This window comes from Dactylosporangium aurantiacum (assembly GCF_000716715.1).
Taxonomy (GTDB): domain Bacteria; phylum Actinomycetota; class Actinomycetes; order Mycobacteriales; family Micromonosporaceae; genus Dactylosporangium; species Dactylosporangium aurantiacum.
In genome coordinates, this window is sequence record NZ_JNYJ01000090.1 from 1 (window position 1) to 14,486 (window position 14,486).

Consider the following 14,486-nt stretch of genomic DNA (forward strand, 5'->3'; position numbering starts at 1 on the left):
GTCACGATCCACCGGACGGAACTGCTTCGCCATACCCAATGATCGATCGAGTACCGCGAAAGCGGAACTATCCACACATACCGAAAACGCAACAGGCTCTAAGGGCCCGGCAAACCTCCGGGCCGCTTTCTCCCCACCACCGGAACCGCCCTGACTACGAACCGTAGTCTCGTCGAAGATCAATTTCCGGTGCTGTGCTACGGTGGCATTGAGGCTGCCGGTCACCGCCGGACCGACCCGCCGTCCAGCGGTGCTGCCCTGCCCGACCGTGACGCTGGCCGCGAACTGGTCGCCTACAGCTTGACCTCCCACGAGCTGGTCGTGTCGACCTGCCGAGCGCTGGTCGCACACCGGCGGGTCGGGCTCTGTCCGGCCGGACTCGCGCGAACCGCCGGCGTGGAGGTCGCACGGGCGGACGTCGGGTCCGGCGAACGGTTCGGGTCCTGGGAACGGTTCGGGTCCGGGGAACGGTAACCCCGGCGGCAGCGGTTCGGGTCCGGGGAACGGTGACCCGGGCGGCAGCGGTTCGGGGCCGGCGAACGGTGACCCGGGCGGCAACGGTGCGGGGTGCGACGCGAGGTCGGCAGTGACGGTGAGATCGGCGGCTCCGTCCCGGCTGTCGACGGTCGCGGTCAGCTCGGCGCCGTCGAGGGCGAGCCGGATGCGGCCCAGGTGGTAGTGGTACCTGGTGAGCAGGTTGCCCACGACCGCGAGCGCGACCCGCTGCGTGTCGCTGCGCAGGATGAACAGGCCGCGCATCGTCCTGCCGGTCGGCGTGGGGAACGTCGCGAAGATCCGGTAGCCGGTGAGCACCGCGTCCAGGCCCACCGCGGCGGGCAGGCCGGCTGGTCGCAGACCCAGGGTGGAGACGATCCCGACCGCGACGAAGCCGTACGTGTCGCCGCCCGCGGTGGTGTACGTGTCGAGGGCCAGACCCGGCGGCAGCAGCGGCTCGAGGACGGCTGGGGGCAGCGCGTACGTGAGGACGAGGGAGTGTCCGAACCGGGTGCGCATCGGCAGGGGGTGCCGTCGCAGGGCCTGCAACATGGTCACGTGCTCCAAGGCTGAGGGTGGGCGCGGTCGGCGGTGATCGAGGCGGTGATCGAGGCGGTGATCGACAGGTCGGTGCCGGCGGTGGGGCCATTGACGAGGGCGGTCACGTTGTCGCCGTCGGGGTGGGCGCCGGTGCTGGTGGCGGCCGGGGTGGTGGCGCCGGTGCTGGCGGCGGGCGTGTCCGGGTTGTCGCCAGTGGTCGGGTTGCCGCCAGTGGTCGGGTTGCCGCCAGTGGTCGGGTTGTCGCCAGTGGTCGGGTTGTCGCCAGTGGTCGGGTTGCCGCCAGTGGCCGGGTTGCCACCAGTGGCCGGGTTGCCACCAGTGGCCGGGTTGCCGCCATCCGCCGGGGTGCTCAGGTCGACGCGGACGACGGCGCCCCAGAGCAAGGAGCGGTCCGGTAGTGGGTCGCCCGGGAGTGGTGGGGTGTCGCGGAACGTGCGCAGCACCACCGGGCCGTCCGGGCGTACCCCGTGGCGCAGGGCCTCGCGCAGTTCGGCCGTGAACGCGGCCGGTGGGCCGTCCAGGACGTTCGAGAGGGTGGCGGCGTCGTACCAGCCGCGGGGCACCGAGCGCAGGTGGGCCGTGACCTCGGCGTGGACCCACGCGATGCCTTCCACGGGCGTCGGCGGTGGGGACGCGGGGCAGTCGCGGCCGAGCAGCAGTCGCCACGCCCACGGGTTGGTGGCGTTGGGGGAGCGGGTCAGGCCGTCGGCGAGGCGGCGGCGCAGGACGAGGTCCATCCTGGGTGGCAGGGCGCGCCACAGGTCGCGGCGGACCAGGCCGGCCGATGCGAACGCCAGTCGCATGAGTGTTGCCAGGGCGGGGCGGTCCAGGTGGCGGTGCCAGTGCTCGCGTTGTGCGGCGGGGTCGGTCAGCCGCAGGAACTCGGTCATCGCCGCGGGGCGCCAGCCGGGCGCGACGAGCGCGGCGGCGTGGCGGGCGGCGGCCTGGAGGCGTTCGGCGGTCCCCGCGACGTCCCGCACGCCGCCGGTTTCTCGCACGCCGCCGGTTTCCCGCACGCCGCCGGTTTCCCGTGCGGCGGCGAATCTGGAGCTGGCGTACGCGAGCTGCGTGGCGCTGATGTCCACGGCGGTGACCCGGTGGCCGGCGCGGGCCAGGGCGGCGGCCGTGTCGCCGGCGGAGGCGATCGCCAGCACGCGGCTCGCCGGCGGGAAGACGCTGAGCTCGGCGGCGGGGTCCTCGTACATGCGGCCGAACATCACCTGGGGGCGCCTGCCGACGGTCAGCCGGCCCCGCTGCCACGGGTTCGTCATGGCGCGACGCCGGGCGTCGCGGGGCGCGGAGCCCCGGCCACCAGCCACGCGAGGGCGAGCAGCGCGGCATTGGCGGTCAGCATCCGGCCCGGCTCGGTGATGTGCTCGCCGGCGAAGAGCAGCCCTCCGGCGTTGAACGCGACCAGCAGCACCGTCTGCGTGACGGCCGCGGCGCGGGGGTGGCGGCCGGTGAGGATCCAGCCGGCGAGCGCGGTCTCGGCCAGCCCGATGGTGACGAGCGCCGCGGTGACCAGGGCCGCCGGCAGCAGCGGCACGTCCGCCAGGATCGCCCGCTGGGAGCCGGCGACGACCTTGCACCACAGACCCTCGTACAGCCAGACGGCCGCGACAGCCACGCGGGCAAACCACAGTGTCACCGGGCGGCCCGCCGCAGCGTGGTCCGCAGCGCGCGGCGGGCGACCGGGCCGAGGCCGTCGACGACCTCGACGAGGACGGCGAGCTGTTCGAGGGTGGCGACGGCCTCGGCGGAACCGGCGGGGTCGACGCCGCCGTACAGCTCCAGGCCGATGAACGTCGACGCGACCACCCTGGCCAGGCCCCGCACGTCGATGAGGTCGGCGACGGGGGAGGTGGCGGTGACCCGGGCGAGGACCGACTCGATCTCGGCGACCCACAGCTGCAGGCCCGCGCCGACGGCCGGCGCCAGCCGCTCGTCGGTCTGGGCGCCGGCGAGCAGCTGGGCGAGGACCCGGAAGTTGCCCTCGGCCCGCTCGGTCACCTGCAGCTGGCGGCCCACGTCGAGCAGCTCGCCGATGCTCGACACGGCCGCCAGCCGGTCGCGGTACAGCACGACCCGCTGCTCGGTGGCCTGCCGGCAGGCCACCGAGAGCAGCTGGTCGACGGTGCCGAAGTGGTAGAAGACGAGTGCCTGGTTGACGCCGGCCGCCGCGGCGATCGACCGTGCCGACGCGCCGGCGAGGCCGTCGCTGACGAGCACGGTGATCGCCGCGGCGACCAGGCGTTCCTTCGTGTCGGCCACTGCTCACCCCCGAACATTTGAGCAGTCGCTCAACTGGGGTTATTTAAGCACTCGCTCAAGTTCGCGGGAAGTGGCGTACGTGAGACCGCCGTCACCGCCGTCGATCGTCACGGTCTCGCCGGGGCGCAGGGTGCCGAGCAGGATCCGCTCCGACAACGGGTCCTCGACCTCCCGCTGCACGGTGCGCCGCAGCGGCCGGGCGCCGAGCACCGGGTCGTGGCCGCGCTCCGCGAGGTGCCGCCGCGCCGCGGCGGTGACCACGAGGCCGATGTCGCGGACGGCGAGCCGGGACGCGACGTCCAGCACGAGCCGGTCCACGATGCCGGCGATCTCGTCGGGGCCGAGCGGGTGGAAGACGATGGTGTCGTCGATCCGGTTCAGGAACTCGGGCCGGAAGTGCCGCTTGAGCTCGTCGTCGACCTTGTGGCGCATCCGCTCGTACGCGGGGATCGACGACGACTGGAAGCCCGCCTGCAGCCGTAGGTCGCGGGTGCCCAGGTTGGTGGTCAGGATGAGCACGGTGTGCTTGAAGTCCACGACGCGGCCCTGCCCGTCGGTGAGCCGGCCGTCCTCGAGGACCTGCAGCAGCGTGTGGAACACGTCCGGGTGCGCCTTCTCCACCTCGTCGAACAGCACCACCGAGAACGGCCGCCGCCGCACCCGCTCGGTCAGCTGCCCGCCGTCGTCGTAGCCGACGTAGCCGGGCGGGGCGCCGACCAGCCGCGCCACGGTCGACCGGTCGTGGAACTCCGACATGTCCAGCTGGATCAGCGCGTCGGGGGTGCCGAACAGGAACCCGGCGAGCGCCTTGGCCAGGGACGACTTGCCGACCCCGGACGGCCCGGCGAAGATGAACGACCCGGCCGGGCGGCGCGGGTCCTGCAGTCCGGCGCGGGCCCGGCGGATCGCCCGGGACACCGCCGCGACCGCCAGCTCCTGCCCGACGAGGTCCTCGTGCAGCGCCTCCTCCATGCGCAGCAGCCGGGCGCTCTCCTGCTCCGTCAGCCGGTGCACCGGGATGCCGGTCCAGCCGGCCAGCACCGCGGCGATCTCGTCCTCGCCGACCTCGGCCACGCCGAGCGCGCCGGCCTCGTCGATGAGGTCGATCGCCTTGTCCGGCAGGTGCCGGTCGGCGATGTACCGGTCGGCGAGGCGGGCCGCCGCGCGCAGCGCGCCGTCGGTGTACGTGACGCCGTGGTGCTCGGCGTACCGCTCCCGCAGGCCGTGCAGGATGCGCACGGTGTCCTCGGCCGTCGGCTCCGGCACCGGCACCGCCTGGAAGCGCCGGTCCAGCGCGCCGTCCTTGGCGATGAAGCGGCGGTACTCCTCGTCCGTCGTCGCCCCGATCGTGCGCAGCTCACCGCGCGCCAGCAGCGGCTTGAGCAGTGACGCGGCGTCGATCGCGCCCTCGGCCGCGCCGGCGCCGACCAGGTTGTGGATCTCGTCGATGAACAGGATGATGTCGCCGCGCCCGCGGACCTCCTTGGTGACCTTCTTGAGCCGCTCCTCGAAGTCGCCCCGGTACCGGGAGCCCGCGACCAGCGCGCCGAGGTCCAGCGTGTACAGCTGGGTGCCGCGCAGCGACGCGGGCACGTCACCGGCGGCGATGCGCTGCGCGAGGCCCTCCACGACCGCCGTCTTGCCGACACCGGGGGCGCCGGTGAGCACGGGGCTGTTCTTGCGCCGCCGGGCGAGGACCCGGATGACCCGCCCGACCTCGGCGTCCCGGCCGATCACCGGGTCGAGCCGCCCGTCGCGGGCCGCCGCGGTCAGGTTGACCCCGAACTGCTCGAGCACCGCGGAGTCCACCGTGGTGGTCCCGCTCTTCTGCGGCACGGCCGGATGCCCCGACAGCAGCTGGATCACCTGGGCGCGCAGCCGGTGCGGGTCGGCGCCGAGCCGGACGAGCACCTGGGCGGCCACCCCCTCGCCCTCGCGGACCAGGCCGAGCAGGATGTGCTCGGTGCCGATGTAGTTGTGCCCCAGCTGCAGCGCCTCGCGCAGCGCCAGCTCCAGGACCTTCTTGGCCCGCGGCGTGAACGGCACCTGCCCGCCCGGCGCCTGCGAGCCGAGACCGACGAGGTCCTCCACCTGCCGGCGGACGTCCTCCAGGGTCACCCCGAGCGCGCCGATGCTCGCGGCGGCGACCCCGTCGCCCTCCTGGATGAGGCCCAGCAGCAGGTGCTCGGTGCCGATCGCGTTGTGGTTGAGGATCCGGGCTTCCTCCTGCGCCAGCACGACGGCGCGTTTGGCCCGGTCTGAGAAGCGCTCGAACATGACAGCTCACGCCTTCCGGCGGGCCCCACGCACCCGGCATCCGCACGACCGTCGGATGCGCTGAGTCGGAGCCTCTTGGCCGCCGGCGGAGGCGTGGGCTCCGTCGATGCGCGGCACGGGCAGGCGCGCTGCCGGTTCAACCATAGCCGACCGTTGACCCCGCGTCGCGCCCTCAGACCTGCAGCGCGGCCGCCGCCGACTCCTGCCCGGGCAGGACCACGAGCTCCTCGGGGCGCACGGTGCGGGCCAGGTGCCCGGTGTCGAACCGGACCTCGTACCGCACCGGCGGCCCGGCGGCGCCCCACCCGGCGCCGACGATCGTGCCCGCCGCCGCCGACCCCGCCAGCCGCACCCTGGTCCCCGGCGCGTGCCCGTCTTCGGCGACGACGAGCAGCGCGTCGAGGACCTGCCCCGCTCCCCGCCAGGGTGCGCGGCGCACGTACGGCTCACCGTCCGCCCCCTCGACCGGCATCGTGAACGCCCGGCACACCAGCGTCAGCCGGTCCGCGTCGTGGCGGATCGCGGGACTCGCGTCGTCCTGCCCCGCCCGCACCGCGGCCTCGACCCGCCCCCACAGCCCGGCGACCCCGTCGTCGAGCACCAGCCGGGCGGCCCGGTCGACCTCCGCGCACTCGATGTCCACGGCGGTCTCCTCACCGAGCTCGGCGGTCCAGGCCAGGTCGAGCGCGGCCGGCACCAGCCCCGGCGCCTCCCGCGCCACCACCAGGTACAGCATGGCGAGCAGGTCGTCGAGCCCGTCCCCGGCGTAGTAGAGCCCGCCGGCGCCCCGCCCCGCTGTGCCGTGGCCGCCGATGCCCTGCCCGGTCCTCTCGCGGCCGGCCCTCTCGCGGGCGGCTGTGTCCTGGCCGGCTGCCCCGCGGGCGGCTGTGTCCTGGCCGGTCGTCTCCCGGCCGGCTGGGAAGCGCTCCACCAGGTGCGCCGCCCGCCCACCGGCGAGCCGGGCCGCGCGGCGGGCGTCGCTGAGCTTCACCGCGGCGGGCCGCCGCTCCCGGGCGGCGAGGCTCCACCGGCCGGGCAGGCCCACCGGGTACACGGTCCGGCCGAGACTCGCCAGGCCCTCACCCGGCCCGACCCCGGCGCCGGCGAGCTGCCGCGCGGCGACGGAATACGCGACCCCCGCCTGCGCGGCGTGCGCCCTGATCGCCCTGCGCCGCTTCCTGTCCCGCCGCCCCCGTCCCTCGACCCCGCCCTGCGGTGCGGTGCCGGACTCCGCCGCGGTGTCGCTCAGCGGGCCGTCGCCCGGCGGTGGTGTGTCGCGGGGGATGTCCTCTTCGTCTGCCATCACGAGACCTCCGGCGTCGACCCACGCTCGCACCGATCGGACGGCGGACCTCCGCCGGGCAGCCTGCACCGCCGCGCTGAGTCGGAGCCTCTTGGCCCCGGGTCACGGCCGGCGTGGGCGGCCGCGTCGAGGCTCAGGCAGGCGCACTGCCCACCCTGACCATACCGCCACCCCGCCCGCCGGTCCCGCCCCGAACTGTTCGCCGACAGCGGACCGGTGCAACCCGCCGCCACGCCGGCGACAGCGGCCGTGAAGGCGTCGCGTCAGAGGGTGCTGAGGGAGCGGACCGCCAGGGCGGAGCCGACGAGCAGGACCAGGGCGGCGGTGCCGGTCGGCGCCAACCTCGTCAGCCGGGCGCTGAGCCACAGCCTGGCGGGCCACCGGTCGCGGACCTTGATGAGCAGCAGGCCGGCGGCGGTGAGGGTGGCGGCCATGCCGGCGCCGTACGCGAGCACCAGCAGCACCCCGAACCACGTCCTGCCGAGCGCGACGGCGCCGAGCAGCACGACCAGCGCCGACGGGCTCGGGACCAGGCCACCGGCGACGCCCATGCCGACCACCGCGAGCCGGCTCGGCCGCCCGCCCCCGTGCCCGTGATCATGTGCGTGGCCGTGCCCGTGGGCGTGGTGGTGCCCGTGGTCGTCGTGGGTGTGGTCGGCGGTGTGGTCGTGGTCGCCGTGCGGCCCGTGCGAATGGCTGCCGGGCCCGTGCGGGTGCGGCCCGGGCGCATGGGCGTCGGGCCCGTGCGGGTGTGGCCCGTGCGCATGGGCGTCGGGTCCGTGCGGGTGCGGGGCGTGCGAGTGGCCGTGGGCGGTGGCGCCGCGGCGGGACAGCAGCATGCTGACGCCGATCGCGGCGACCAGCACCCCGCTCGTCACCCCCAGCCAGCCGAGCACCGTCTCCCCGGCCAGGCCCGCCGCGGTCGTCAGCAGCAGCCCCAGCAGCAGCACGCCGCCGGTGTGGGTGAGGGTGACGGTGGCGCCGACGGTGAGCGCGTCGCGGGGGCGGCCCTGCCGGCCGGCCAGGTACGCGGCCATGACCGTCTTGCCGTGGCCGGGCAGCGCGGCGTGCGCGGCGCCGAGGGTCAGGGCGAGCAGCACCGCGAGCAGCCCGACCCACGGGGTCAGCTCCCGCCGCGCGACCCAGCCGCGCAGCGTCAGCTCCGCCCGCCCCGCCCAGCCCGGCAGCACGGAAGGCACGACGGAAGGCGGCGCGGCAGGCGGGCCGGCGACCGGGCCGGCGGTGGTGGTGCTACCGCCGGGCGCGACCCGCAGCGTCGCCGTCCGCACCGACGGCGGGGAGGTGAGCAGGTCGTCCGGGTAGGCGCGCAGCCCGTCGCTGCGCGAGGACGCCGGCAGCGGCGGGTCGACCAGGTGCACCCCGTCGGCGGTGGCGGTCAGCTCCCGCCAGCCGGTCCGGTCGGCGGCGAAGTCGTTCGCCACCTCGACGGTGGACGGCGCGGACAGGTCGGCGGGCGCCGACAGGTCGCATTCGAGGCGGCTGGTGCGCAGCCCCGCCGCGCCCTCGCCGTAGGTGAACGCCTCCCGGTCGACGGTCCAGCCGGCGGCGCGCCCGTGCACGGTCACGTGGAAGGCCGCGGCGACCGCGGTACACGACGGCTGGAACTGCACCGTGGGCAGCTCCGCGAGGTCCGCGACGTAGGCGACGGTGACCCGGTCGGGGTGCAGGGTCAGCGCGCCCAGCTGGTTGACGGAGAAGTTGCCGAGCGGGTGGGCGTGCGCGGCGCCGGGCCACAGCAGCGCGGCCGCGGCGACGGCGCAGAGCAGGAGCAGCACGCGGCGCATCAGGACTCCAGGGTGGCGAGGGTCCGCGCCGCTTCCGGCGCGTCGACGGGGGAGAACTTCGGGTTGAGCGCCAGGGCGAGGCGCAGCTGCAGCCGCGCGGTGTCCCGGTCGCCGGCGGCGTGGGCGACCATGCCGTAGTGGTACGCGAGGGTCGCGTCGACCTGGCCGAGGGCGTTGGCGCGGCGGGCGAACGGCAGCGCCGCGGCCGGGTCGCCGGCGGCCAGCAGCGCCCAGGCGGCCAGGTCGGCGACCTCGGCGAACTGGCGGCGGTCCCATTCGGCGACGGCGAGGCGGGCCGCGGTGGCGGCGTCGCCGGCGGCGAGGGCGAGCGCGGCCGCGCCGAGGTCGTCGGTGCCGCCGTTGGCGGTGAAGAGGCGGTGCGCGGCGCGCGCGAGGTCCAGCGACGGGGCGGGGTCCCGGCCGGCGACCCGCAGCAGGCGCGCCTGGTCCAGCAGCGCGTCGACGGTCGGGGTGCGCGCCACGACCCGGTCCAGGTCGGCGAGCGCCGCGGTCAGGTCACCGGCGGCGGTGTCGAGCTTCGCCTTCAGCTGCCACAGCCCGACGGTGCCGGGGTCGGCGGCCAGGCCGAGGGTCACGTGCCGGCCGGCGGTGGCGAGGTCGCCCGCCGCCCAGGCGAGGCTGCCGAGGTGCTGGTGGCAGAAGGCGACGTCGGCGGGTTCGGTCGCGCTGTCCAGGGCGAGCCGCATGAGCGCGGCCGCCTCGGTGCGTCTGCCGTGCTGTTCGAGGTCGTACGACCCGCGCGTGTACGACGCGAGCCCCGGCCGCAGGTCCAGCATCCGTTGCACGGCGGCGGTCGCGGCGTCGGGGTGGCCGAGCTGGGTCTCGGCGTCGGCGAGGACCCCGTACGCGGTGTCGGACCACGCGTTGACGGCGAGGGCCTGCTCGGCGAGGGTCTTCGCGGCGGCGAAGTCGTGCCGGGCGTTGGCGAGGGCGCCGAGTCCGGTGAGCGCGGCGGCGTTGCCGTCGGGGCGCACCCGCAACGACTGCCGCAGCGCCCCTTCGGCCTTCGGGTAGTACGCCGGGTCGGCGCCGGCCCGGGCCTGCTCCAGGTAGGCCTCGCCGAGCGCCGCCCACGCCGTCCAGTCGCCGGGGACGGTGCGCAGCCGCTCCTGGTGCGCGGCGATCGTGACGGCCAGCCGGCTCGTCCCCTGTGGACGGTCGGCCGCGGCCGGCGCGGCGGTGGGTGCGCCGCCGGTAGGGCGGCCCGCCACGGCGCCGACGCCGAGCAGCAGCGCGGCTGCCAGTACCACACCCAGCACGATGCGGATCCGCATGACTCCTCCTCCTTCGTGGGACCGGGGCGCGTCCACCGTGGACGCGCCCCGCGCTGCGGATCAGGGCTGGGTCATCCCGCGGCGGCGCCGCCACCAGCCGACGAAGAGCAGGGTGCCCAGGCCGGCCGCGATCGCCGAGGTGCCGACCGCGACGGCCGTCATGCCGGTGCCGGACTCGAACGCCGACGGTGTCGTGGCGGGCTGGGCCGCGGCGGGCGACGCCGACGGGCCGGCGCCGCTGCCGCCGCCGGTGCCACCCGCGCCGGCGCCGGTGCCGCCGCCCTTGTTCACCGACGCGCTGTTGGGCAGCGCCAGGTACGGGAACTCGGCGCCGAACGCGTTGTCGTTCGCGTCGACCTTGTCGCCGGTGGCGAGGGCGTCGACGAGCTTGCCGGTCTGCGCGGCGCCCTCGACGGCCTGCACGGCGATGTCGACGACGTCGTCGGTGAGCCGCCGGCCGTTCGGGAAGCCCTGCAGGTCACCGGCGAGGACACCGAGCCGGTTCGGCTGCGCGGTGACCGGCACCCCCAGGTTGAGCCGCAGCATCTCCGCCGGCCGGAAGTCGGCCGCGACGACGTCGGCGTTGTTGAGCTGGGAGTTGAGGTCGGCCTTGATCGGCCCGCCGGCCTTCGTGGTGATGCCGGTCAGGAAGATCTCGACCAGGTCGTTGCGGGGTGCCGCGGGCGCCGGCACCTTGTACACGCTCTCGATGAGCTTCGGCAGCTCCGGGTCGGTGACCCGGGCGACGACGGCGGGGATGCCGGCGTCCTTGTCGGGGCTGATCGAGTTGAACGCGTCCTTCAGCGACGCCGGGACGACGACCTCGTTGACGAGCGGGTTGCCCAGGCGCGACACCTGGACCCTCTCGCCGGCGACCGGGCCGGCCTGCCCGGTGACGCGGGTCTTCGCGCGTTCCGTCGTGGTCCACACCCCGATGACCGGGTTGCGTTTCGCGTCGCCCTTGAGCGCCACGTCGGAGAACGGCACCTGCAGCGCGATCGTGTTGACGTTGTACCCGGCGAGGGTGTCCTGCCCGACCTCGCTCAGGTCACCGCCGTACAGCAGGTCGAACACCCGCAGGTCCAGGAAGAACGGGTCGTCGGCCTGACCGGCGTAGACGTTCCAGCCGCCGGGGAGCCGCTTGTTGGCGTCGCCGCGCAGCTTCGCGTAGTCGGGCATGGTGGCCTTGCCGACCCGCGACGGGGCGACCGGCGCGCCGGTGATCCTGGTCTTGAACGGCTCGCCGTGGAACGACGACTCCAGCGTGTACGTCTGGCGGAACAGCAGGTTCTCGTCGTCGAGCGAGGTGACGGGGCCGTTGGCGTACAGGAACGTGTCGCCGCCGCGGCGGTCGACGTTCTGGAACGTCCAGCGGAACACCGCGTCGGCCTTCGCGTCGCCGTCGCTGTCGACGTTGATGGTGTAGACGGCGTCGGTGGCGAACGGGTAGAAGTTCGGGCCGCCGTTCGGCTCGGAGAACGGCTGCCAGTTGGCGATGAACGTGACGTAGCCGGCCCGCTCGGGGCTGACGAACGCGTAGAGGTCGGTGTTGTCGACCGCCGGGTCGGCGGCGACCAGCGGCGCCTCCCGGTGGCTCGACGCCGACGAGGTGCCGGGCCCGAGGCCGGCGAACGCCACACCGGCCGCCACGAGGGTGGCGGCGGTGGCACGCCACCGGCGACCTGCCCGCGTTGGAGTGGTCATGAGGGTGGTCCTCCCGCGTCTGGAGCGGTCCTGTGGTGGACCGCCGCACGGGAGGACTTCGCGGGCGCCGCGGCGGCGGATGGGTCGCTGTCGGTTTGCTGTCAGCCACCCATCCGCGGTCCCGCCGGCTCCGAAGCGCAGCCCCGCCGGCTCACGGAACGCGGCTCCGCCGGCTCCGGAACGGCGCTCAGCCGGCGGGTTTGACCCCGACGCCGCCGTAACCGTGCGACACCTGCGCGTCGCCGTCGTCGGGGCGCCAGTCGCCGAGCCACACCAGGCCCGGGTCGAGCAACTCGTAGCCGTCGAACAGCCGCAGGATGTCCGCCCTCGTCCGCGGGACGATCGGGGCGCTGGACTGCCGGTACACCTGCTGGCCCTGCTGCGCGGGCGCGTCGGGCACACCGTCGCGCGTCAGGTGCGACACCACCAGGTGACTGCCGGGGACGGTCGCGTCGCGCAGCCGGGCGATGAGGCCGGCGGGGTCCGCCTCGTCGGGCACGAAGTGCAGGATCGACACCATGAGGATCGCGACCGGCTCGCCGAAGTCGAGGTGCCCGGCGACGTCCGGGTCGCACAGCAGCGCCTCCGGCTCGCGCAGGTCGGCCAGGGCCACCGACACCCGGTCCAGACCGTCCACAAGGGACCGCGCCTGGGCGACCGCGACGGGGTCGTTGTCGACGTAGACGACCCGGCCGTCGGCGATGTCGTGGACGTTGCCCTGCGTCGGCAGGCCGGTGCCGATGTCGAGGAACTGCCGCACGCCCGCCTGCGCCAGGTGCCGCACCGCCCGCTGCAGGAACCGCCGGTTGGTCCTGGCCGCGGCCGGCGTGTCGGGGAAGATGGCCAGGATCCGCTCCGCCGCCTCCCGGTCGACGGCGAAGTTGTGATACCCGCCGAGGTAGTAGTCGTACATGCGGGCCACGTTGGGGATGCTCGTGTCGACGTCACCGAGACCGGTCATCCGCATACCTTAATGGGGTACGTTGCGGCGCATGCTCGACGGACTCGACGACATCCGGTGGGACGCGCTGGAGCACGCGTACGGCCCGGCCGGCGACGTGCCGGCGCGCCTGCGCGGGCTGCTCGACCCGGCCGCCGACGCGCGGCGCCGGGCCCTGTCCGGCCTGTACGGCGGCATCTGCCACCAGGGCACCCGGTTCGAGGCGAGCGCCCCGGCGGTGCCGTTCCTGCTGGAGCTGCTGCAGGACCCGGCCACCCCGGACCGGGCCGCGATCGCCCGGCTCGTCGCGGACCTCGCCGTCGGGTCGCACGAGACGTGGCTGCCCGGCGGCTTCCCCGCCGCGTCGCTGCGCGCCGACGCGGCCGGCGGGGCCGAGCTGCTGCGGGCCGCCCCGCCACCGGCGGAGGACGACGAGGACGAGGACTTCGAGGGCGAGTCCCGGCTCGACTACCTCGACGGCCTCGACGACGCGCAGCAGCGGGCGCTGGCCGCGTACGTCGAGCTCGCCGCGTACGACGCGGTCCGCGCCGGCCTGCCGGTGCTGCGGCGGCTGCTGGCCGACGACGACGCGGCGGTGCGGGCCACGGCCGCCTACACCCTCGCCTGGTTCCCCGAGGACGAGCCCGGCGCCGGCACCGCCGCGCTCACCGGGGCCGCCGCCGACCCGTCACGGTCCGTGGCGGCGACCGCGCTGGTCGCCCTCGGCCTGCTCGGCACCGCCGTGCCCGCCGCGCTGCACGACCCGAAACCGGAGATCCGCTGGGCCGCCGCGATCGGGCTGGCCCGGGTGCACGGCCCCGACGCCGGCCCGGACGCCGCCGCGCGGCTGCTGGAGTGGGCCGGGTCGCCCGGCACCGTCCGGTCCGGCGTGCCGTTCCTCGGCGGCGACCTCGCCGGGTACGCGGCGCTGACGCTGCCCGGCCTCGGCGACGCGTACACCGCCGCCGCCCTCGACGCGCTGCTGACCCGGCTCGGCACGGTCACCGGCGTGCAGACGCTGCCGGTGCTCGCCACCGCGCTGCGGATCGTGTTCCCCGACGGCGCGCGGCCGGCCGGTGCGCCGCTCGGCCCGGCCCAGCGCCGGCTCGCCACCGTCCTCGCCGGGGCACCCGCCGCCTGGCAGCTCGACGGGCGGCGCTTCGGCAACGTGACGGGCCTGCTGAGCGCGTACGGGCTCCCCGCCGACCCCACTGAGCTGGGCGCCCTCGCGGGTTGACACGCCGCACCGGCGGGGTGCGACTGTTGTCATGCGGCAATTTGTTGTACGGTGGGTGGGTCGTCACCTGAGGCGACCCGCCCCACGTTGCGTGAACAGCGTGCCCCGGCGGGTCACCGGCCGGGCCCGTCCAGACAGCGGCGGTCAACCCGGAGCGTGACGGTTCCGCGGTCTACCGCCGGCGTTCAAGACACGGGCGCTGTGAGCGATCTTCTGACCGGTCCTGAGCGCCGTGCGCCCTGATGCCAGGTTGCCCGCTCGTCGTCGCCCGAAACGACGTCCGTACCCCGGACGGGCCGGTCATGCACCGAAAGGCTGACCCTGCCGTGAGCATTGACCTGCACACCGACGCCACCGTCACCGGGACCACCGACAGCATCGAGGTCACCGCCGCCCCCGACGCGACCGCCGCGCCGGCCGCCGGGGCGCACCGCACCCGCGAGACCGACGCGCAGGCGAAGGCGCTGCTGTCCCTGCTCGCGGACCTGCCCGCCGGCATCGACCGCGACCGGGTCCGGGCCCGGCTCATCGAGCTGTACATCCCGCTCGCCGAGTACCTCGCGCGCCGCTTCCGCAACCGCGGCGAGCAGTTCGACGA

The 14,486-nt window shown here is 75.4% G+C and carries 11 protein-coding genes and 1 pseudogene; 2 read left to right on the plus strand and 10 right to left on the minus strand.

The window, feature by feature from the left end; translation table 11 throughout:
- The 10 genes from OP18_RS54250 to OP18_RS49355 all read right to left on the minus strand — a co-directional run.
- On the minus strand, window positions 1-1,047 hold a 1,047-nt coding region (locus OP18_RS54250), incomplete at its 3' end, for a DUF2071 domain-containing protein (RefSeq protein ID WP_245635801.1).
- 2 nt (window positions 1,048-1,049) lie between these two features.
- Window positions 1,050-2,327: a DUF3419 family protein gene (locus OP18_RS60125; RefSeq protein WP_156090343.1), complete on the minus strand. Its 1,278-nt coding sequence runs from the start codon at window positions 2,325-2,327 to the stop codon at window positions 1,050-1,052.
- Window positions 2,324-2,683, minus strand: a complete 360-nt coding sequence (locus OP18_RS49320; RefSeq protein WP_052388526.1) for a DoxX-like family protein — start codon at window positions 2,681-2,683, stop codon at window positions 2,324-2,326. Before OP18_RS49320 ends, OP18_RS60125 begins: the two co-directional genes overlap by 4 nt.
- A 17-nt stretch (window positions 2,684-2,700) precedes the next feature.
- Entirely contained in the window at window positions 2,701-3,327 is a 627-nt protein-coding gene (locus tag OP18_RS49325) for a TetR family transcriptional regulator (protein WP_033367528.1), read from the minus strand.
- Between the two features lie 39 nt (window positions 3,328-3,366).
- Entirely contained in the window at window positions 3,367-5,604 is a 2,238-nt protein-coding gene (locus tag OP18_RS49330; RefSeq protein WP_033367530.1) for an ATP-dependent Clp protease ATP-binding subunit, read from the minus strand.
- Window positions 5,605-5,776: 172 nt separating this feature from the next.
- A complete protein-coding gene (locus OP18_RS49335) occupies window positions 5,777-6,907 on the minus strand; it encodes a hypothetical protein (protein ID WP_033367532.1) in 1,131 nt (376 codons plus the stop codon).
- A gap of 263 nt (window positions 6,908-7,170) precedes the next feature.
- Complete coding sequence (locus tag OP18_RS49340; RefSeq protein ID WP_033367534.1) at window positions 7,171-8,712, minus strand: nickel/cobalt transporter; 1,542 nt, start codon at window positions 8,710-8,712, stop codon at window positions 7,171-7,173.
- Window positions 8,712-10,007 carry a tetratricopeptide repeat protein gene (locus OP18_RS49345; RefSeq protein WP_033367536.1) on the minus strand — a complete coding sequence of 432 codons (1,296 nt, stop codon included), beginning with the start codon at window positions 10,005-10,007 and terminating at the stop codon, window positions 8,712-8,714. The genes OP18_RS49340 and OP18_RS49345 overlap by 1 nt, the downstream gene beginning before the upstream one ends.
- A gap of 60 nt (window positions 10,008-10,067) precedes the next feature.
- Window positions 10,068-11,711, minus strand: coding sequence for a DUF4331 domain-containing protein (locus OP18_RS49350; RefSeq protein WP_081971807.1), 1,644 nt, complete (start codon window positions 11,709-11,711; stop codon window positions 10,068-10,070).
- Window positions 11,712-11,898: 187 nt separating this feature from the next.
- The gene (locus OP18_RS49355) at window positions 11,899-12,672 is read right to left on the minus strand and encodes an SAM-dependent methyltransferase (protein WP_033367540.1); all 774 of its coding nucleotides are present in this window, start codon (window positions 12,670-12,672) and stop codon (window positions 11,899-11,901) included.
- Between the two features lie 31 nt (window positions 12,673-12,703).
- Here OP18_RS49355 and OP18_RS49360 point away from each other — a divergent pair, with 31 nt between their 5' ends.
- Together OP18_RS49360 and OP18_RS49365 are read left to right on the plus strand one after the other, a co-directional pair.
- Entirely contained in the window at window positions 12,704-13,888 is a 1,185-nt protein-coding gene (locus tag OP18_RS49360; protein WP_052388528.1) for a HEAT repeat domain-containing protein, read from the plus strand.
- Window positions 13,889-14,214: 326 nt separating this feature from the next.
- Window positions 14,215-14,486: pseudogene (locus OP18_RS49365) on the plus strand (hypothetical protein); the annotation flags it as partial.

Bases quoted from the DNA above. Each gene is read 5' to 3' on its own strand.
- OP18_RS60125 (WP_156090343.1), bottom strand. From the start codon at position 2,327: ATGACGAACCCGTGGCAGCGGGGCCGGCTGACCGTCGGCAGGCGCCCC.
- OP18_RS49330 (WP_033367530.1), bottom strand. From the start codon at position 5,604: ATGTTCGAGCGCTTCTCAGACCGGGCCAAACGCGCCGTCGTGCTGGCG.
- OP18_RS49335 (WP_033367532.1), bottom strand. From the start codon at position 6,907: ATGGCAGACGAAGAGGACATCCCCCGCGACACACCACCGCCGGGCGAC.
- OP18_RS49340 (WP_033367534.1), bottom strand. From the start codon at position 8,712: ATGCGCCGCGTGCTGCTCCTGCTCTGCGCCGTCGCCGCGGCCGCGCTG.
- OP18_RS49345 (WP_033367536.1), bottom strand. From the start codon at position 10,007: ATGCGGATCCGCATCGTGCTGGGTGTGGTACTGGCAGCCGCGCTGCTG.
- OP18_RS49350 (WP_081971807.1), bottom strand. From the start codon at position 11,711: ATGACCACTCCAACGCGGGCAGGTCGCCGGTGGCGTGCCACCGCCGCC.
- OP18_RS49355 (WP_033367540.1), bottom strand. From the start codon at position 12,672: ATGACCGGTCTCGGTGACGTCGACACGAGCATCCCCAACGTGGCCCGC.
- OP18_RS49360 (WP_052388528.1), top strand. From the start codon at position 12,704: ATGCTCGACGGACTCGACGACATCCGGTGGGACGCGCTGGAGCACGCG.